This window comes from Candidatus Aquiluna sp. IMCC13023, assembly GCF_000257665.1.
Taxonomy (GTDB): Bacteria; Actinomycetota; Actinomycetes; order Actinomycetales; family Microbacteriaceae; genus Aquiluna.
In genome coordinates, this window is sequence record NZ_AJKR01000003.1 from 99,639 (window position 1) to 118,482 (window position 18,844).

An 18,844-nucleotide genomic window follows, 5' to 3' on the forward strand; every position below is an offset into this window, starting at 1 on the left:
TTTTCTAAACAAACGGTACTACCTAGTGGCCCATTCCGAGACCGCCGTCAACTGGAATGACTGCTCCAGAAATGTATGAAGCCTCGTCGGAGGCGATCCATCGGACAACTTTTGCAACTTCCTCCGGGGATGCGAATCGGCCAGCTGGAATCCGAGACCGATACGTCGCTGCAAGTTCTTCACTGAGGGCGGCTGTCATGTCCGTATCGATAAACCCTGGGGCCACAACATTGGCGGTGATGTTTTTAGCGCCTATTTCTCGCGTAATAGATCTCGCAATTCCAACCAGTGCGCTTTTTGTGGCTGAGTAGTTGACCTGCCCTGCGCTGCCAAGTAGACCCACAACGCTGCCAATTAGAATCACCCTGCCAAACTTCTGGCGGAGCATAGATTTTGTCACCCGCTTCACCACGCGAAAAACACCATTTAGATTTGTGTCAACAACGCTTTCGAATTCTTCATCGCTCATTCGCATCAAGAGAGTGTCTTTTGTGATGCCGGCGTTTGCTACCAAAACCTCAATTGGCCCCAGTGCGGCCTCTACCTCGGCTATCGCCGCGTCAAGCGATGCTGAATCGGTAACGTCGGCCGTCACAGTCATCGAACCATCTGGTCCTTGTCCGGATCTTGACGTTACTGCCACCCGATATCCGCTTGCGACAAACTCTTCTGCGATGGCGAATCCGATGCCGCGATTGCCACCGGTGACCAAAACAGTCCTCACAGTTTGCATTTTCTTTCTCCTAGCGGGAATACCATTGAGCATTGAGCGTTGTGAATAACACAGTCTAGTAATTACCTATCCTGAAAGAACGGCAACACTTGAGCAAGCGCCAGAGCGCCACTTCCATAAACCTCAGCCCCGAGGACGAGCGCAGGTCGCGCATGGTTAAATATTCGGTTGCCATGTCCATAAGGATGGTGTGCATTGTGCTCGGAGTTTTCACCCAGGGGTTTTTGATGTGGATTTTCTTCGGATTGGCTATCTTTCTTCCTTATTTTGCGGTCGTACTAGCCAACCAACAGGGAGCGCCAAAAGAAACAACTAGCAAGGCAATTGCCCCCAAAATTACTATCAAGTCGGACCAATTCAAGTTTGATGACTAACGCTAAGTGCTCTCGGGCCGGTTGCGCTCTTGACGCAGCCTGGTTGATTAGCTGGCGAAATCCTAAAGTCCATGCCCCTGACAGGGTCAAGTCTTGGGCTGCCTGCGACGAGCACCGGTCATATCTGGTTGACTATCTATCAGCTAGAGACTTCTACCTGAAGGATGAAAAGTTTGACCCAAAGCACACTTAGACGCTGGGGCCCTTGGTTGGCCTTAGTTGTGCTTTTTTCAATAGCGACTTCACTTTTGAGCTGGTGGCAATTTTCTAGGCGGGAAGAAAGAGTTCAAAAAATAAACACCGTGATTGAAAATTACGACAAGTCCGCCGTTCCATTCGCTGACCTGGACTGGGAATTCTTCGAAAATGGTGAACCAATCAATGAGTGGCGCCCAGTAACAGTTACTGGAACGTATCTGACTGAAGAGGCCGTCCTTGTGCGAAACCGGCCTCTAAGCGGACAGGGTGGCTTCCTGCAGCTAGTTCCATTGCTTTTGGATGATGGTCAGATCTTGATTATCGACCGCGGCTGGCTTGCGACGGGTGTTCGAGTAACTGAGCCGTCCTCTAACCCTTTGCCGGATTCAGTTGCTCACACTCTCACTGTTCGTCTTCGAGCCGCTGAGCCTGATCTGAATCGAGCTCCCGTTCGAGGGCAGCTTGCATCTGTAAACCCGGCCCAGCTGTCCGTTCAGCTGGGTGAATACGGGACTGTGGTGTCTGACAGGTACGGTCGAATAGACGCAGAATCCCCCTCATATGCAAATGCACCGTTCCCGATGCCAATGCCTTCTTTGAATGAGGGAAACCATCTTTCCTACGCATTTCAATGGATAATCTTTGGAATCATGGCATTTGTCGCCTTTGGTTGGGCCTTCAGAAATGAACGGCGCATCGATCGGGAGGCGGCCGGACAGATAGCTCCAAGAAAGCCAAAGGAAAATCAGGCACTGGAAGACGCTGAGTTTGAAGACGCCAACCAATAGAATGACCGCAAGAGGCTAGAAAGGCTTAGAAGATGAGCATTGCGCAGGCAACAATTGTGGACCGTTTTATCCCAAGGACATTAGTAAGTAACATTTCTCTGGTTTTCGGTGGTGCTCTAATTACTGCACTTGCGGCGCAGGTTCAGATTCCAATGTGGCCAGTGCCACTCACCCTTCAAACCTTCGCAGTTCTCCTGGTGGGAGCAACGCTCGGTGCAGGACGCGGTGCCGCTTCACTATCTGTTTACCTTGCCATGGGCGCCGTCGGTTTGCCCGTGTTCGCCTCAGCTAAGACGCTGACGGGTGCCTTGCCAACCGTGGGTTACATAGTCGGCTTTGTGGCGGCTGCAGCCCTAGTCGGCTTCTTGGCCTCCAAGGGTTTTTCTAAAACCCCACTGAAAGTGGCCTTTAGCTTTGCCGCCGGATCAGCGATAATTTACGGCTTTGGAGTCGCAGGCTTGATGATTACCCTAGGCCTCAGCATTTCGCAGGCCATTGCCGCAGGAGTTATTCCGTTTCTGATAGGAGACGTCGCCAAGGCAATCGCAGCAGCAGCAATGCTGCCACTTGCCTGGAAGATTGTGAATAAATAACAGATCAAAAAAAAATAGGACCCAGTTGGGTCCTATTTTTTTTTATCAATCCTGTTAGATAGAAAAACCTATGGCTCGCATCATCTCTTTTCCATCATCCGTAATTTGTTCCGGACCCCATGGTGGCATCCAGATCCAATTGATTCTGAATGCGTCAACCACTCCCTCCAATGAAGCTGCCGTCTGCTCTTCAATAACGTCCTGAAGTGGGCAGCCAGCGGAGGTGAGTGTCATGTTGATAAGTAGTGCGCCATCATCGGACTCTTGGAGCCCGTAGACCAATCCGAGGTCAATGATGTTCACTCCAATTTCTGGGTCAATGATGTCTTTCATTGCCTCGATGACCCGGTCGTACTGAGCGGGCTCTAATTCCTTCGGCTCGCTCATGCTTCGGTCTTCAAGTAGCGATCGTAGCCCTCAGCTTCTAGGCGTTCAGCCAGTTCTGGGCCGCCCTGTTCCGCCACTTTTCCAGCCACAAAAACGTGAACAAAGTCCGGCTCGATGTAGCGCAAGATTCGAGTGTAGTGAGTGATTAGAAGAACTCCGAGGCCAGTTTCTTCTTTGGCTCGGTTGACGCCCTCTGAAACGACCTTCAATGCATCTACGTCGAGTCCAGAATCGGTTTCGTCGAGGATTGCAATTTTGGGTTTCAAGAGCTCCAGCTGAAGAATCTCGTGGCGCTTCTTTTCTCCACCTGAGAATCCTTCGTTAACGTTTCGTTCTGTGAAGTCCGGATCCATGCGGAGGTTTTTCATCGCGCCCTTTAGGTCACCGATCCACTCGCGGAGCTTTGGAGCTTCGCCGTCAAGAGCGGTCTTCGCGGTTCTCAGAAAGTTCGAAACCGAAACACCTGGCACTTCAACTGGGTATTGCATTGCAAGGAATAACCCAGCCTTTGCTCGCTCGTCGACAGCCATCTCGAGAACGTTCTGCCTATCGAGAAGGATCTCTCCCTCGGTGATCTCGTATTTGGGGTGCCCGGCTATGGAGTAGGCAAGGGTCGACTTGCCGGAACCGTTTGGTCCCATAATCGCGTGAGTTTCGCCCGACTTGACCACGAGGTCCACGCCTCGCAAGATCTGTTTCTTGCCCTGGTCCGTATCGACTGATACGTGGAGGTTCTTAATTTCTAGGGTTGCCATTTTTTGATTTCCTTTACGCTTCGTACTCGATAAAAACTTCGTCATTTTCTATTAGCACCTCATAGGTGCTCACTGCCTCATACGCCGGAAGACTCAAGGGAACGCCGGTATTGAGGTCGAACTTGGCTCCGTGGGCCCAGCACTCCAAGGTTTCGTCCTCAACAAAGCCTTCGCTCAGTGAAATCTCACCGTGTGAGCATTTGTCATCGATCGCTCGAAAGTTGCCGTCATCTAGTCTCACAAGAGCGATGGGATGCCCCTCAATGGTCACCCTGAGGGCGTTACCCGGCTTTATGTCCTCAGCTGCACAAACTCTTACTGCCAATTTAGACGCCTGCCTTTTCGAGTCCTTGTTCGATCGAGGCGATTAGACGGTCTTCAACCTGAGAAATTCCAACCTTCTGAACTACCTCATTCAAAAATCCTCGAACCACAAGGCGCTTGGCCTCGGTGTCGCCAATTCCTCTAGCCATTAGGTAAAACAGCTGCTCGTCATCGAATCGGCCAGAAGCACTAGCGTGTCCAGCTCCTTCAATTTTGCCTGTTTCAATCTCTAGGTTTGGAACAGAGTCTGCTCGCGCACCGTCGGTGAGCAAGAGGTTTCGGTTTAGTTCATAGCTATTGGTTCCAATGGCAGTTTCTCTAATCAGAACATCTCCGACCCAGACTGTGTGAGCCCCTGCGCCCTGGAGCGCACCCTTATAGGCAACATTGGAAACGCAGTTTTCGGCAATGTGGTCCACGTAGGGCCGGTGCTCAAAGTAGTTCTTGGAATCAGCTAGGTATACGCCGTACATCTGTATTTCGGCACCCGGAGAGTCCAGGGCAACAGAGGGTGTGACTCGAACGAGGTCTCCCCCAAGTGACACCACGACGTGCTTCAGAATTGAGTCTTTACCGAGTCTGGTTAGTTGGTTTGAAACGTGGGAAGAACCGTTATCCCAGTCCTGAATCGACACAAAGTCAAGCTTTGCTCCGGGCTCCAAAAGAATTTCAACGTTTTCCGCAAGTAAGCCTTGGCCGATGTGGTCCAGAACGATTGTCGCTTTCGCGTTCGCGCCTACCTTCACGAAGATATGCAGGGCCTTTGCTGCAAGCTCTTCTAATTTCAAGGTTAGAAAAACAGGCTCAGTTATTTCCTGATCGGTAGGAACCTCAACCAGAAGAGTTTTCGATGCATTCGTCCACGCAATTGCCGAAATTCGATCTTCAGGTAATCCGGCGGAACCGACAATAGGCTCACTGGAATCGATCCAATTAGCAGTAACTGTTCCGGCGAGACTTATTGAAAGCTCATTCTGGGACACTTCGCCGATAACTTCTGCATCCAGGCCCTGGAGGCGATCCATTGGCAAGTAACGCCAGATCTCCTGCCTGTTTGAAAGCTCTGCGAAATCGTTTACTGATGTCGACCTAGGGCGCTCAGACCTTGTCTGAAGCGGCACGAGTTTGTGCTCGTGAGCTTTTATTCCGTGCTGCGCCATCTAGCCAACAGCCCCTTCCATCTGCATCTCAATTAGCTTGTTCAGCTCCAGCGCGTACTCCATTGGCAGTTCCTTGGCAATCGGCTCGATAAAGCCTCGAACAATCATCGCCATCGCTTCATCTTCTGCCATGCCTCTGGACTGCAAGTAGAACAATTGCTCTGCACTGATGGCCGAAACCGTCGCCTCGTGACCCATCGAAACATCATCCTCGCGGATATCGTTGGAAGGATAAGTGTCTGATCTGGAGATTGTGTCTACCAGTAGCGCGTCACAGCGAACCGTGTTCGCCGAGTGATGAGCTCCCGGATTTACCCGAATTTCACCGCGGTAGGAGGTTCTTCCACCACCTCGAGCAATTGACTTGGACACAATCGAGCTCGTTGTGTAGGGAGCAAGGTGAATCATCTTGGCTCCAGCATCCTGGTGTTGACCTTCTCCGGCAAAAGCAACCGACAGCGTCTCGCCACGAGCGCGCTCGCCCGCAAGTATGACGCTTGGGTATTTCATGGTGACCTTTGAGCCGATGTTCCCATCGATCCACTCCATGGTGGCACCCTCGTGAGCGATGGCTCGCTTGGTCACCAGGTTGTAAACGTTGTTAGACCAGTTCTGGATTGTCGTGTAACGAACGCGAGCGTTCTTCTTGACGATAATTTCAACTACTGCAGAGTGCAGAGAATCAGACTGGTAAATAGGAGCGGTGCAACCCTCGATATAGTGAACGTAAGAGTCCTCATCAGCGATAATCAGCGTTCTTTCGAACTGCCCCATGTTTTCGGTGTTTATTCGGAAATATGCTTGAAGAGGGATATCTACTTTTACACCCTTGGGGATGTAGACGAAAGACCCTCCGGACCAAACAGCTGTGTTGAGGGCGGCAAACTTATTGTCGCCGGCTGGGATCACAGTCCCGAAGTATTCTTCAAAGATCTCAGGGTACTCACGTAGGGCGGTGTCGGTGTCTAGAAACAAGACACCCTGCTTCTCGAGGTCTTCGCGAATCGAGTGGTACACGACCTCTGACTCATACTGTGCGGCAACGCCTGAAACTAGTCGCTGTCGCTCCGCATCTGGGATTCCAAGCTTGTCGTAAGTGTTGCGAATGTCCTCTGGAAGGTCTTCCCAGGTTTGCGCCTGTCGCTCCGTGGAGCGAACGAAATACTTGATGTTGTCAAAGTCAATACCGGACAGGTCTGCTCCGAAAGTAGGCATTGGCTTTTTTAGGAAAAGCTCGTAACCCTTCAGTCTGCGTTTTAGCATCCAGTCGGACTCGTCTTTTTTACCTGAGATGTCGCGAACGACCTCGTCTGAAATACCACGCTTGGCGTCGTCTCCAGCTTTTGACTTGTCGGACCAACCGAATTCATAGGTACCTAGGTCGTCCAGTTCTGGGCGATCAATAATTTTCTCTGCCATTGTGGCCTCCTTGCTTAATCAGTACAACTGATTTGGATGAAACGTATTCCATCAAAGCCAATCGTGAGAAACTTGAGCTGTGATGTTTTAGAAAGCCTACGCAGTTCTATGAAAATAAAACAGTAAGGCATACCTAAGTTAAGGCGTTTATGAAGACCCTCAAGGGCCTATGGTTCAATGGCATTGTGTCGCCGCTTCGATTGCGATTATTTGTTTGGTTGTCACTCGTGACCCAAATTTTGATTGTTGTCACTGGGGGCGCTGTCCGGCTGACTGGGAGCGGTTTGGGTTGCCCAACTTGGCCGAAATGCACGGAGGATTCTCTAGTAAGCACCCCAGAGATGGGCTTCCACGGCGTTATTGAATTTGGAAATCGGCTGCTGACAATCGTGCTCCTTGTGATTGCACTTTTGACCTTCATCGTTGTTGTAAGAATCAGTGAATCCACGCGTCGCATCGGATTACTGTCGATTGGTTTTTTCAGCGGGGCGATTTTGCTTGTTGTGGGCCTGGCTTTGAACACCATGTTTGGGCTTGTTGTGATTACCTTAACCACGTTTGCGCTGGCGTTGGCAATGATGCTGGTGTTTGGCGCCATCATTATTAGAACGGCCCGCTCGACAAACCGGTTTGGCTTAGTGGTTCCGGCTTTTGGCTTAGGAGTTGGCATAATCGTGCAGGCTGTAATCGGTGGCATTACGGTTCTCACAGGCTTGAACTCTTGGATTGTGGGTCTCCACTTTGTAATTTCCACCGGTCTGATCGCGTTGGCTTCACTCTTGGTCTGGCGGGCATTGCCCAAGCCGGGCAATGACGTTGCACTGTGGAATTCAAATCTGGCTTGGCCGACTGTAGTAGTTGGGTTCATTGCTATATGCATGGGGGTAATTGTCACCGGTGCCGGTCCGCATGCCGGCGATGCCCTCACGCCGCGAAACGGCCTTGATCTTGAGGTCTGGCAGCATTACCACTCCTACCCCGGCTACACGCTGCTGGCTCTAATAACTCTGCAGCTAATTGCTCAGGTTGTCCGATCCAGGTCCGTATTGAAGCAACTGGAGTCTCGGATTCTGTTGCTCTTATTCGCCGCTACTGTTTTGCAGGCTGTTATTGGCGTAGTTCAGGCGCGAATGGGGGTTCCACCGCTGTTGGTCGGTATTCACATGCTTGGTTCCGGAGTGCTTACCTCCCTGATTACTTTTCAGGTCTTGAGCGCAAGAAAAATAAACCGATGAAGACAATCTTCTGGTTTCGAAGAGATCGTAGGCTTCAAGACAATGAGGCGCTCAGTTTCGCGGCCAGTACTTCCCAGGAGCTGCTTCCAGTCTTTGTTCTTCCGACCTCAAGTGCTGGAATGTCCGAGTTACGTGCAAGTTCGGTCGTGGCCTCGATCCTCGCTTTGGACAAAAGCCTCCCCAAAGGACTTGAGCTTCGCCACGGCGAAGCAAGCGTCGAGCTTGGAAAAATATGTCAGGAGTTTTCTGGCGAGCGTGTTGTGGCCACGAGGGCATTTGATACCAATGGCGTTATCGAGCAAGAGGCGGTTCGTGACGCACTCGATGCACTAGATGTTGAGCTTGTCTTACTCGGTAGTTATTACGCAGTTGAGCCTGGAACAGTCGTAAAAGACGATCAAACAGCCGTGCGCGTGTATACGCCCTTTTATAAAAGATGGCTTCAAGTCTCCGTGCCCGAGCCGTTCGTTCTGGATGTTCAAAACGCCCCGTGGGCGGCGGCCAGCAAAAACATTGCCCTAGCCTCGAGCGTGAATGCAGGTGAGGAACTGGCGCTTGAAACTTGGGCCAAGTTTCGAGCGTCTCGGATTTTTGATTACTCGGAACACCGGAATCGACCTGACATAAACGGCACCTCAAAGCTTTCTCATGCCTTAGCACACGGCGAAGTTCATCCGCGGACACTACTTGCCGGTCTCGGAAGGACAGAGGGCGAGGAGGTCTTTCGCAAGGAGATAGCATGGCGAGAGTTTTACGCGGATGTAATGCACCACCACCCTCGCACCTATGACGAGTACTACGAGCCTCGCTTTGCGGAACTTGCCTACGACGACCCAGAAAAGTTTCCGGAAAAGCTAGCAGCTTGGAAGACTGGCTCCACTGGGTATCCGATTGTTGATGCAGCGATGCGACAGCTTGTGAATTCCGGGTGGATGCACAATCGGGCCCGCATGATTGTTGCAAGTTTTTTGGTGAAGGACCTTCACTTCGAGTGGCAAATTGGCGCAAAGTTTTTTGAGGAGTACTTGACTGATTTTGACCCCGCCTCAAACTCCCACGGTTGGCAATGGACTGCCGGTTGCGGCACTGATGCGAGCCCTTTTTACAGAGTGTTTAATCCAATTCTTCAGGGTGCAAAATTTGATCCGGACGGCGATTACGTAAGGAGGTGGGTGCCGGAGTTAGCCCATTTGCCAGCTGCAAGCGTCCACGAACCTTGGAACGACATCGCCGGTTACCAATTCGGTTACGCTCCCCCAATTTTGGATCACTCTCAAGAACGAGATGAGGCGTTGCGGCGACTCGAGGAAATAAAGCGCTAAAAGTCTCTAAATATAAATCAGCGGGTCAATGGCGATTGCCAAAAACAAAATCGTCAAGTGGGTAATTGACGCATGGAACAAGCGCATTGGGTTCTGAGGTATCTGAACCTTCGCTTCCTTGTAAAGCCGATGTGATTCCCAGGTGAACCAGATTCCGGCCAATACTGCTGCAACGGTATACACCGTGCCCATGTTCGCAACTGGAATCAATAAAAGCGTCGAAGCAAAATATGCGTAGGCATAAAGGATTATCTGCCTGCCGACGTGTTCGTTTTTAGCCACTACCGGAAGCATTGGAACTCCGGCAGCTTTGTACTCCTCTAAGTACCGCATTGAAAGTGGCCAATAGTGCGGCGGAGTCCAAAGGAAGATAATCAAGAACAGCACCCCGGCAGCTAGCGAAAGCTCATTAGTCACCGCAGCCCAACCAATTAGAGCGGGCATTGCCCCGGCAGCGCCTCCCCAAACTATGTTTTGAGGCGTGCGTCGCTTGAGCCCTAGCGTGTATACAAAGACATAGAAAAGAATTGCGACTAGCGACAGAACGGCTGCAAGAACATTTATTAGAAGCGCAAACCAAATGACGGACAGGGTTCCAATCGACCACGCAAAGATCAACGCTTCTTTGTGAGTGATCTCTCCGGTAACCAGCGGCCGATTTTTGGTTCGACCCATTATTTTGTCAATGTCGCGATCTATGTAGCAATTGAATGCGTTGGCACTTCCAGCGCTGAGAGCGCCGCCGAATACGGTGGCGACAATCAGCCAAATTGAAGGGAAACCTCTAGCGGCCAGAATCATGGCCGGCACGGTCGCGATGAGCAGTAGCTCAATAACACGCGGTTTAGTTAGTAAAAAATAGGCACGGATCTTGCGCGAAAACCGCGCACCAGAAGTTTTTTCCACCGTAGACATTTGCTCAAGTCTAATCCAGTCCGCGCTGTCCTGCAGCCCACTCGGTATAGACTCATGGCTAAATGTCAGGCACTGCCGCCGGCGCAAATCCCTAAGTGGTAAAACACGTAATTTGTTAGGAATGATTCTTTGTTGGAATGGAATGAAATTGACGATTTGGCAGTCAAGACTGCCAAGGTCCTTGCCGCGGATGCAGTAGAGAAGGTTGGCAACGGCCACCCCGGAACCGCAATAAGCCTGGCACCGGCTGCGTATTTATTGTTTCAAAAGGTCATGCGACATGACCCGCAAGATGACCGCTGGGTGGGCCGAGATCGATTCATCCTTTCGGTGGGTCACTCTTCACTGACCTTGTACAACCAGTTATTTCTAGGTGGCTTTGGTCTCGAACTGAACGACATTCAATCATTGAGAACCTGGGGGTCTTTAACTCCTGGTCATCCCGAATACGCTCACACCAAGGGTGTTGAAATCACAACTGGCCCATTGGGTCAAGGTCTTGCATCGGCAACTGGATTTGCTATGTCAACAAGATTTGAGCGTGAATTATTTGACCCCGCCACAACCGACGGAACCTCACCGTTTGACCACTTTGTTTACGTAATCGCTGGTGACGGCGACATGCAAGAAGGCGTTGGCGCCGAAGCGGCCTCCCTTGCCGGTCATCACGGTCTGGGCAATCTGATTGTGATCTATGACGCAAACCAGATTTCTATCGAAGACGACACTGACATCAGCTTTTCTGAAGATGTCGCAAAGCGCTACCAGGCCTATGGTTGGCAGACCATCGAGGTCAACTGGCGAAAAGAAACCGGATACGTTGAGGATGTAGAAGCTCTTTATGAGGCAGTACTTGCTGCCAAGGAAAACAAAGATCAGCCAACGCTAATCACACTAAGGACCATCATCGGTTGGCCGAGTCCCACAAAACAAGACACCGGCAAGATTCACGGATCAAAGCTTGGTGCTGAGGAACTTGCTGGCCTAAAGCAAGCGTTGGGTTTTGATCCTGAAGAGCACTTTGCGGTGGCCGAGGAAGTCCTTTCTCACACGAGGCAATTGGCTCAGCGTGGAAAGGAAGAGCGTGCGGCTTGGCAAGCTACGTTTAGCAACTGGCAGCAAGCCAATCCTGATTCGGCAAAGTTGTTCGAGCGTCTTGCATCCGGAGAGCTGCCGGCAGACCTAACATCGTCACTTCCAGAATTCTCATCGGGCGAGGAAATCGCAACCCGAGCAGCATCCGGCAAGGTTATAAACGCAATTGCTTCCAAGATGCCCGAACTGTGGGGCGGATCAGCCGACCTTGCAGAGTCCAATAACACCACCATTGAAGGTGGCGGATCATTTGTCCCTGCTAAGTGGCAAACCAAGGCATGGACTCCTAAGCCTGCCGGCAGGATACTTCACTTCGGCATTCGCGAACACGCTATGGGTGCAATCCTGAATGGCATCAGCCTCTCCGGCCACTCGAGGGTGTTTGGCGGAACCTTCCTGGTCTTCTCCGATTACATGAGGCCTTCGGTCCGCTTGGCCGCATTGATGGGCATAGCTCCGATTTATGTTTGGACACACGATTCGGTTGCACTCGGTGAAGACGGTCCAACTCACCAGCCAATCGAGCACTTGAATGCACTGAGGCTGATTCCGAATCTAGACATAGTGCGCCCGGCCGATGCGAACGAGACTTCTCAGGCTTGGCTTCAGGTTCTGAAAAACAAAAACAACCCCGCCGGAATTGTGCTCACGAGGCAGGGCCTTCCCGTACTTGACCGCAGCGAAGGCTTCGGCCAGGCCGATCAGGTCAGCAAGGGTGCCTATGTTTACGCAGGCCAAGCCGATAAGCCTGATTTGATCTTGATCGCAACCGGAAGCGAAGTCCAATTTGCGGTTGAAGCAAGGCAGATACTAGAGGCAGAGGGCAAGTCAGTTCGAGTCGTGTCGGCTCCTTGCCTTGAGTGGTTTGATGCTCAGTCCAAGGATTACCAAGAGTCAGTGCTTCCAAAGCAAGTGAAGGCTAGGGTCTCGATTGAGGCCGGAGTTACCGATGGATGGCGCAAGTATGTTGGGGATAATGGCGAGTCCATTGGCATTGACCACTTCGGAGCATCGGCTGATTACAAGACTCTCTATACGGAGTTCGGAATTACCACCAACAAGGTGGTTGAGGCAGCAAAGAAAGTACTTGGAGGTAACTAATGAATGAGAATCTAAAATCACTTACTGAAGCGGGAGTTTCAATTTGGCTGGATGATCTTTCCAGAGAGCGAATCGAATCTGGCAATCTTAAGCACCTAATTGATAATTTCTCGGTGAGAGGCGTTACCACCAACCCGACTATTTTTGCCGCCGCACTAAAGGGATCCTCCTATCAGGACGCAATTGCTGCAGAGAAAAACGCCGGCAGCAGTGCTGCGCGAGCAATTGCAAATATCACTTCAGATGATGTAGCAGCCGCCTGCGACCTGTTCCTGCCGATCTACAACGAATCCAATGGTGTTGACGGTCGAGTATCAATTGAGGTTGAACCGGGGCTGGCAAATGACACCGAGCGCACCATTGCTCAGGCGCTATCGCTCTATGAACTCGTGGGTCGCGATAACGTCATGATAAAGATTCCGGCAACCTTGAATGGCTTGGCGGCTATTACCGCCGTTACGGCTGCAGGGATTTCTGTGAATGTGACTCTGATTTTCTCGCTAGAACGCTACGACAAGGTCATCGATGCCTTCATGGAAGGTCTAATGAAGGCGAAGCAGGCAGGCAAGGACTTGAGCAAGATTCATTCAGTTGCTTCGTTTTTTGTTTCTCGCGTTGATACTGAAGTGGATGCCAGGTTAGAGGCGCTTGGTAAGCCAGAGCTGAAGAGCAAGGCCGCTCTTGCCAATGCTCAACTGGCATACGAACTTTTCCAGAACCGTTGCGCAACACCAGAGTGGCAGGCGCTTGAAAAAGCAGGAGCAAACCCGCAGCGACCGCTAATGGCTTCAACGGGAGTAAAGGATCCAGCTCTACCGGACACCCTGTATGTCACCGAACTGGTTTCTAAAAACATCGTCAACACCATGCCGGAAAAAACCATGATGGCAACCGCTGACCATGGCGTGATTCCAAACGAGTCAGTAGTGGCTTCGTTTGAAAACGCAAAGGCTGTGCTGGCTCAAATTGCTGCCGCTGGAGTTGATCTTGCCGATGTGACAGCTCAGCTGGAGCAAGAGGGCGTTGAAAAGTTCATAGTCTCTTGGGATGAATTGGTTGAAACTGTCGAACATGCGCTAGCTGGAAGCTAGATCATGCAGCTTCGGATACACGAAAGCCTCAAACCGGACCTAGAAGCCGAAGTTGCAAAAGTCGTAGATGCTCAAATTGCCTCCAGGCTGGGTGCCAAGGATGACTCGATCTGGGGACCAGCCGCCGAGGCTGAGGCTTCGAAGCGTCTGGGCTGGATAGATTCTCCGAAAACTTCGGTTGACTTGATTCCCGAAATTCTAAAGTTGAGAGATCATTTTCGAGACCTTGGTGTCGATCGTATTGTGCTTTGTGGAATGGGCGGCTCATCGCTTGCGCCAGAGGTAATAGCTAAAAACACTGGCCACGAAATAGTGATTCTTGACTCGACAGCGCCTGATCAGGTTCTGTCTGCCGTCAGGGACCTTGCACGAACGGCAGTGGTTGTCTCCTCGAAATCTGGAGCGACCGTTGAGACTGACAGCCAAAAAAGGGCTTTTGAGTCCGGTTTTTTGGCAGCTGGCATCGACCCGAAGGAAAGAATTGTTGTGGTGACCGATCCCGGTTCCCCGCTCGATACGGCATCAAGAGCCGACAGCTACAGGGTTTTTAACGCGGATCCTGATGTCGGTGGCAGATATTCAGCGCTAACCGCATTCGGATTAGTTCCAGCTGGCTTAGCCGGTGCCGATATCGCTTCCTTGCTAGCCAGTGCTTCCAGGGTCAGCTTCGGGCTAGGCGAAGACTCCACCGATAACCCAGCTATTTGGCTTGGTGTCGCCTTGGCAGCAACCCCAGGAATCGATCAGTCTCGCGATAAGTTTCTGATTGAAACTGATGGCCTTCCGGGCTTCGGTGACTGGGTTGAACAGCTTGTTGCTGAAAGCACCGGCAAACATGAGCGCGGCATTCTTCCCGTTGTCGTCACGGGCGGCGCACCAGAAATTCAAAACGTACCGAGCGACACTATTTTTATTAGGTTTTCAGATTCCCTGCCGGGAGCTGAGCACTTAACCTTCAGTGGCAGTCTGGGTGAGTTGTTTTTGCTTTGGGAGTACGCCACAGCAATTGCCGGACATCTAATGCACATAAACCCATTCGATCAGCCAGACGTTGAGTCAGCGAAGATTGCCGCTCGAGCACTCCTTGACTCCCCCGGTGTTGAAGTGGCCGCGGGCCATGTCGATCGTGGGATTTCTGTTTCAAGTTATGGACTGAATGTGGTTGGCAGCACCGTGGAGGCTGCAATCGAGGAATTACTAAGTCAAGCAACTGACCAAAGCTACATCGCTGTTCAGGTTTACTTGAGCAGACCTGAATATCCTCAGTTTGAGAAATTACGAGACATCATCGCGAAGCGAACTGGCAGACCGGTGACTTTCGGTTGGGGGCCCAGGTTTCTGCACTCCACCGGCCAATATCACAAGGGTGGCCCAAAGCAAGGGCTCTTTATTCAACTTACCGGTGAGCACGGCATCGATCTTGAGATAAAAGACCGCCCATTTAGTTTTGGCGAACTTATCCGCGCGCAAGCAGCTGGAGATGCCAAAGTGTTGTCTGATAAGGGGCTTCCAGTTGTGTCCTTACACATGACAGAGCCACTTAGGGACCTAGCGTTTTTGGAAAAGGTAATTGCTTCGTGACCAATAATCCACTCAGAGATTCCCGCGATCGCCGACTGCAAAAGATCGCTGGACCAAGCGGCCTAATAATGTTCGGTGTGACAGGAGATCTTGCGGGAAAGAAGCTCCTGCCCGCAATTTACGATCTCGCCAATCGCGGCCTCTTGCCGCCGGCATTTTCTCTAGTTGGATTCGCAAGAAGAGACTGGAGCCAGGAAGATTTTGAGACTGTTGTTCACGATTCTGTAAAGGCTCATGCCAGAACCCCTTGGTCGGAAGAGGTATGGCGTCAGTTAGCTAAGGGCATTCGATTTGTATCCGGAAGACACGACGATCCAGAGGCATTTCTTCGGCTAAAACAGACGGTCGACGAGCTAGATAAAAAACGCGGAACAGCTGGAAATCACACTTTTTACCTATCCATACCGCCCCGGGACTTCACTCTGGTAATCCAGCAGCTTTCATCGTCAGGTCTTGCGGACGCAGTTGATGGGCAATTTAGACGAGTTGTTATCGAAAAACCGTTCGGTTCAAATCTTGAAACTGCTATCGAGCTAAACGACATTGTCGAGAGCGTTTTCCCACCGGACTCGGTTTTCAGGATTGATCACTACTTGGGCAAGGAAACTGTTCAGAATATATTGGCTCTTCGCTTCGCAAACCAGTTGTTTGAGCCAATTTGGAACAGTAACTACATTGACCATGTTCAGATTTCAATGGCTGAGGACATCGGCATCGGTAGCCGTGCCGGTTCTTACGCTGAGGTTGGCGCGGCGAGGGACGTGATCCAGAACCATCTTCTTCAGCTTCTCGCTCTGACCGCCATGGAGCAACCTTTGAGCTTCGACGCGGAGGACTTGAGGGCGGAAAAGGAAAAGGTCCTTGCCTCCATTGCACTGCCGCAGGATCTATCCAAGCACACCGCCAGGGGTCAATATTCGGGTGGCTGGCAGGGCGGAGAGTTCGTAAAGGCGTATCTAGACGAGGACGGCATGGATTCCGAGAACAACTCCGAGACCTTTGCCGCCATGAGGCTGAACATCGACAACCGACGCTGGCAGTCCGTGCCTTTTTATCTTCGAGCGGGCAAGCGCCTCGGGCGGCGAGTAACGGAAATTGCGGTGGTTTTCAAAAGAGCGCCTCAGCAATTATTCGGTGAAAGCCAGACTGCACTTTTGGGAGAAAACGCCCTGGTGATTAGGGTTCAGCCGAACGAGGGTGTCACTATTCGCTTCGGCTCTAAAGTTCCAGGTCCCAGCATGCAGGTTCGAGACGTGACAATGGATTTTGGTTACGGTCACGCCTTTACCGAGGACTCCCCGGAGGCCTACGAACGCCTGATTCTCGATGTCCTGTTGGGCGAACCGCCCCTTTTCCCTAGACAACGAGAAGTTGAACTGTCTTGGAAGATTCTGGACCCCATTGTTGCGCACTGGAAAGCTAACGGCAGTCCTGATTCATACGCTCCCGGATCCTGGGGGCCTGAATCGGCTCACGACATGCTTGCCGAAGATGGCCGAGTTTGGAGAAGGCCATGATCGTCAACTTGGAAAGTACGACTACATCAAAGATTGAAAAAACGCTTCAGGAACTCCGCGAAGATGGTGGAGTAGTAGCGCTGGGTCGCGTGCTTACGCTCATAATCGAAACAAACTCCGAGCACCTAGAGCGCGCAATTGAGGCAGCAAACGGCGCATCTCGATTACACCCGAGCAGGATAATTGTGTTGGTTAGCAACTTAGAGCAGGGAGACAAGGCCTCTAGGTTGGACGCTGAAATAAGAATTGGCGGCGACGCTGGTGCATCTGAAGTCGTCGTTATCAGGGCTTTTGGAGACGCAAATTCCAATACCGAGTCCATGGTGACGGGGCTACTACTTCCTGATGCGCCGGTGGTTGCATGGTGGCCTTCGGACTGCAAAGCCAATCCCTCGAAGAACCCGATTGGCGAAATCGCAACCAGAAGAATCACGGACGCCGCAGCTCAAAAAGATGAGTCGGGGTTTCTAAAGGAGCTTGCCAAGAATTATTCGCCAGGCGATAGCGACATGTCCTGGACGAGAATCACGTTGTGGCGCTCTCAAATTGCGGCATTATTCGATAACGAAAAGAACCGAACAGTAACTGAAATCCGAGTGCTAGGTTCCAAAAATTCCCCGAGCGTAAGATTACTGGCTGGCTGGCTGTCGATGCAGCTTGGTGTTGATACGAAGATAATTCACGAGCTTTCAGGCATTGCTATCGAGGGCATAGCGGGAGTTGAGATTTCATTTGATCAAGGTGAGCTGGCAATCATTCGAACTGGAGATGTTGCGAGTATCGGCCAAACCGGTTCGCCAGACAGTTCGGCCTTGCTACCCAGGCGCTCTGATCAGGATTGCCTGATGGAAGATATGCGGTTTTTGGGCGAAGATGAAGTTTATGGAGCTGTACTACGAAATGAGCTTTCGAGGTGAGTGAGCCAAGCATCGTGGTTACCCAGACGTCTGAAGAGCTTGTAAGTCGGGTCGCCGCCGACTTTTTGGCCTTGGTGTCTGAAGTTTTAGAATCGAAGCCAGTAGCAAATATTGTGTTGACGGGCGGTAGTCTCGGCATCGCCTTGATTGGAGAACTCGCCAATCTAAACCTTGACCTTACAAAGTTGAGATTTATGTTTGGTGATGAGCGCTTTGTGGCTTTGGATCACGAGGACCGAAACGAACATCAAGGGATTTCTCTCTTCCCGGAGTTAGCAAATAAATCTCTGCTTCGCTACCCCGCGGCTAACTCTGATTTATCGACCGGCCAGTCTCTTATGAATAAGGCCATGACGATTTCCTACGGGAGTGCCGAGGAAACCTCGGAGGTTTTTGATCTTGTGATCTTGGGGCTTGGACCAGATGGGCACGTGGCATCTTTGTTTCCGGGACACCAGGGCAATGGGGAATGGATCACGGCAGAACAGGCCTCACCCAAGCCGCCATCCGAGCGACTAAGTCTCAGCTATGCCGCTCTCAATCGAGCTAATCAGGTTTGGTTTCTAGCCTCGGGCGCTCAAAAAGCGGCGGTAGTTAGTTCCGCTTTGAATGAAGCAGATTGTGAGCTGCCCTTAGCTAAGGTCAAAGGATTGCAGTCGACCAGCTGGTACTTAGATAAAGAGCTTAGCGACGCGCTTTAGCAGCGTCGGCTGCACGCTGTCTGCGGTTTCGAATTGAATCCAAGGCTTCGGCCAAAATCTGCTCGGCCTCGTCATCTGTTCGTCGCTCTTTTACGTAGGCAAGATGAGTCTTGTATGGCTCAATTTTGGCAACTAGAGGAGGGTTTTCTTTGTCCATTCCCGCCGGTAAGCCGCAGTGAGGGCAATCAATCTCTTGGGGTAAGTCTTCTTCGTTGACGCTGGCTGCGAAGAGCGGGTTGATCTCGTGGCCATTCGAACAGAAAAAGCTAAGCGCGATCTTTTCTACTTGATGTCCGCGATCCTGCTCGCCCATTGGGCCAGCTCCGACGCGTGCTCCGCGAATTGAAGGTGAGCTCGACATTATGCCCATCCAAATCTTGTGAAGAGACCCAATATGATGATGACCGTTACCCAGACTAAGCCAAGTACAACTGTGATTCGGTTGAGGTTACGCTCAGCGACGCCGGATGAGTTCATCGAGCTTGTTACTCCGCCTCCGAACATCTCTGCGACTCCACCACCACGACCTTTGTGGAGCAAAATCATCAAGATTAGAAGCACGCTGGTTATTGCAAGCAATACCAAAAGCGCTGTTTGTAGGGCGGCCATCTATTTCCTCATTCTCTTTTCAAACCTTG

At 51.4% G+C, this 18,844-nt stretch carries 21 protein-coding genes; 12 read left to right on the plus strand and 9 right to left on the minus strand.

Annotated features, from left to right (window positions below):
• Positions 1 to 22 precede the first annotated feature (22 nt).
• Positions 23 to 733 (minus strand): 3-oxoacyl-ACP reductase FabG, encoded by a 711-nt coding sequence (fabG, locus tag IMCC13023_RS04245; RefSeq protein ID WP_040325160.1) that lies wholly within the window; start codon positions 731 to 733, stop codon positions 23 to 25.
• A gap of 89 nt (positions 734 to 822) precedes the next feature.
• Between fabG and IMCC13023_RS04250 the strand changes: the two genes are divergently transcribed.
• The 4 genes from IMCC13023_RS04250 to IMCC13023_RS04260 are packed head-to-tail and all read left to right on the plus strand — an operon-like array spanning position 823 to position 2,686.
• Positions 823 to 1,107 carry a DUF3099 domain-containing protein gene (locus tag IMCC13023_RS04250; RefSeq protein WP_050816743.1) on the plus strand — a complete coding sequence of 95 codons (285 nt, stop codon included), beginning with the start codon at positions 823 to 825 and terminating at the stop codon, positions 1,105 to 1,107.
• A complete protein-coding gene (locus IMCC13023_RS07215) occupies positions 1,100 to 1,300 on the plus strand; it encodes a hypothetical protein (RefSeq protein WP_007541622.1) in 201 nt (66 codons plus the stop codon). Before IMCC13023_RS04250 ends, IMCC13023_RS07215 begins: the two co-directional genes overlap by 8 nt.
• Positions 1,281 to 2,093: an SURF1 family cytochrome oxidase biogenesis protein gene (locus IMCC13023_RS04255; protein ID WP_050816744.1), complete on the plus strand. Its 813-nt coding sequence runs from the start codon at positions 1,281 to 1,283 to the stop codon at positions 2,091 to 2,093. Before IMCC13023_RS07215 ends, IMCC13023_RS04255 begins: the two co-directional genes overlap by 20 nt.
• A 32-nt stretch (positions 2,094 to 2,125) precedes the next feature.
• A complete protein-coding gene (locus IMCC13023_RS04260; protein ID WP_007541627.1) occupies positions 2,126 to 2,686 on the plus strand; it encodes a biotin transporter BioY in 561 nt (186 codons plus the stop codon).
• Between the two features lie 54 nt (positions 2,687 to 2,740).
• Here IMCC13023_RS04260 and IMCC13023_RS04265 read toward each other — a convergent pair whose 3' ends face one another.
• Genes IMCC13023_RS04265 through sufB form a run of 5 tightly spaced genes read right to left on the minus strand, consistent with a single transcriptional unit; the run spans position 2,741 to position 6,731 of the window.
• Positions 2,741 to 3,073: a metal-sulfur cluster assembly factor gene (locus IMCC13023_RS04265; RefSeq protein WP_007541630.1), complete on the minus strand. Its 333-nt coding sequence runs from the start codon at positions 3,071 to 3,073 to the stop codon at positions 2,741 to 2,743.
• Positions 3,070 to 3,828 (minus strand): Fe-S cluster assembly ATPase SufC, encoded by a 759-nt coding sequence (gene sufC / locus IMCC13023_RS04270; protein ID WP_007541633.1) that lies wholly within the window; start codon positions 3,826 to 3,828, stop codon positions 3,070 to 3,072. Before sufC ends, IMCC13023_RS04265 begins: the two co-directional genes overlap by 4 nt.
• 13 nt (positions 3,829 to 3,841) lie before the next feature.
• A complete protein-coding gene (locus IMCC13023_RS04275) occupies positions 3,842 to 4,153 on the minus strand; it encodes a non-heme iron oxygenase ferredoxin subunit (RefSeq protein ID WP_007541635.1) in 312 nt (103 codons plus the stop codon).
• 1 nt (position 4,154) lies between these two features.
• The gene (gene sufD, locus IMCC13023_RS04280) at positions 4,155 to 5,312 is read right to left on the minus strand and encodes a Fe-S cluster assembly protein SufD (protein WP_007541637.1); all 1,158 of its coding nucleotides are present in this window, start codon (positions 5,310 to 5,312) and stop codon (positions 4,155 to 4,157) included.
• Complete coding sequence (sufB, locus tag IMCC13023_RS04285; RefSeq protein ID WP_007541640.1) at positions 5,313 to 6,731, minus strand: Fe-S cluster assembly protein SufB; 1,419 nt, start codon at positions 6,729 to 6,731, stop codon at positions 5,313 to 5,315.
• A gap of 149 nt (positions 6,732 to 6,880) precedes the next feature.
• Here sufB and IMCC13023_RS07055 point away from each other — a divergent pair, with 149 nt between their 5' ends.
• A complete protein-coding gene (locus IMCC13023_RS07055) occupies positions 6,881 to 7,966 on the plus strand; it encodes a COX15/CtaA family protein (RefSeq protein ID WP_050816745.1) in 1,086 nt (361 codons plus the stop codon).
• Positions 7,963 to 9,288: a cryptochrome/photolyase family protein gene (locus IMCC13023_RS04295; RefSeq protein WP_007541646.1), complete on the plus strand. Its 1,326-nt coding sequence runs from the start codon at positions 7,963 to 7,965 to the stop codon at positions 9,286 to 9,288. The genes IMCC13023_RS07055 and IMCC13023_RS04295 overlap by 4 nt, the downstream gene beginning before the upstream one ends.
• Positions 9,289 to 9,294: 6 nt before the next feature.
• On the opposite strand, the gene IMCC13023_RS04300 is transcribed toward IMCC13023_RS04295, so the two are convergent.
• The gene (locus tag IMCC13023_RS04300; protein WP_050816746.1) at positions 9,295 to 10,203 is read right to left on the minus strand and encodes a heme o synthase; all 909 of its coding nucleotides are present in this window, start codon (positions 10,201 to 10,203) and stop codon (positions 9,295 to 9,297) included.
• Between the two features lie 132 nt (positions 10,204 to 10,335).
• Between IMCC13023_RS04300 and tkt the strand changes: the two genes are divergently transcribed.
• From tkt to pgl, 6 genes are read left to right on the plus strand one after another with little or no spacing between them, the layout of a single operon-like run.
• Positions 10,336 to 12,399, plus strand: coding sequence for a transketolase (gene tkt / locus IMCC13023_RS04305; protein WP_007541649.1), 2,064 nt, complete (start codon positions 10,336 to 10,338; stop codon positions 12,397 to 12,399).
• Entirely contained in the window at positions 12,399 to 13,490 is a 1,092-nt protein-coding gene (gene tal, locus IMCC13023_RS04310; protein WP_007541650.1) for a transaldolase, read from the plus strand. The genes tkt and tal overlap by 1 nt, the downstream gene beginning before the upstream one ends.
• Positions 13,491 to 13,493: 3 nt before the next feature.
• The gene (locus tag IMCC13023_RS04315) at positions 13,494 to 15,071 is read left to right on the plus strand and encodes a hypothetical protein (RefSeq protein ID WP_007541652.1); all 1,578 of its coding nucleotides are present in this window, start codon (positions 13,494 to 13,496) and stop codon (positions 15,069 to 15,071) included.
• Positions 15,068 to 16,588: a glucose-6-phosphate dehydrogenase gene (zwf, locus tag IMCC13023_RS04320; RefSeq protein WP_007541654.1), complete on the plus strand. Its 1,521-nt coding sequence runs from the start codon at positions 15,068 to 15,070 to the stop codon at positions 16,586 to 16,588. The genes IMCC13023_RS04315 and zwf overlap by 4 nt, the downstream gene beginning before the upstream one ends.
• The gene (locus IMCC13023_RS04325) at positions 16,585 to 17,505 is read left to right on the plus strand and encodes a glucose-6-phosphate dehydrogenase assembly protein OpcA (protein WP_007541655.1); all 921 of its coding nucleotides are present in this window, start codon (positions 16,585 to 16,587) and stop codon (positions 17,503 to 17,505) included. Before zwf ends, IMCC13023_RS04325 begins: the two co-directional genes overlap by 4 nt.
• Positions 17,502 to 18,206, plus strand: coding sequence for a 6-phosphogluconolactonase (pgl, locus tag IMCC13023_RS04330; protein ID WP_007541657.1), 705 nt, complete (start codon positions 17,502 to 17,504; stop codon positions 18,204 to 18,206). The genes IMCC13023_RS04325 and pgl overlap by 4 nt, the downstream gene beginning before the upstream one ends.
• Here the strand turns inward: pgl and IMCC13023_RS04335 are convergent.
• Together IMCC13023_RS04335 and secG are read right to left on the minus strand one after the other, a co-directional pair.
• Positions 18,190 to 18,567: an RNA polymerase-binding protein RbpA gene (locus IMCC13023_RS04335; RefSeq protein ID WP_007541659.1), complete on the minus strand. Its 378-nt coding sequence runs from the start codon at positions 18,565 to 18,567 to the stop codon at positions 18,190 to 18,192. The genes pgl and IMCC13023_RS04335 overlap by 17 nt on opposite strands.
• Positions 18,567 to 18,815 (minus strand): preprotein translocase subunit SecG, encoded by a 249-nt coding sequence (gene secG / locus IMCC13023_RS04340; RefSeq protein WP_007541661.1) that lies wholly within the window; start codon positions 18,813 to 18,815, stop codon positions 18,567 to 18,569. The genes IMCC13023_RS04335 and secG overlap by 1 nt, the downstream gene beginning before the upstream one ends.
• Between the last annotated feature and the right edge of the window lie 29 nt (positions 18,816 to 18,844).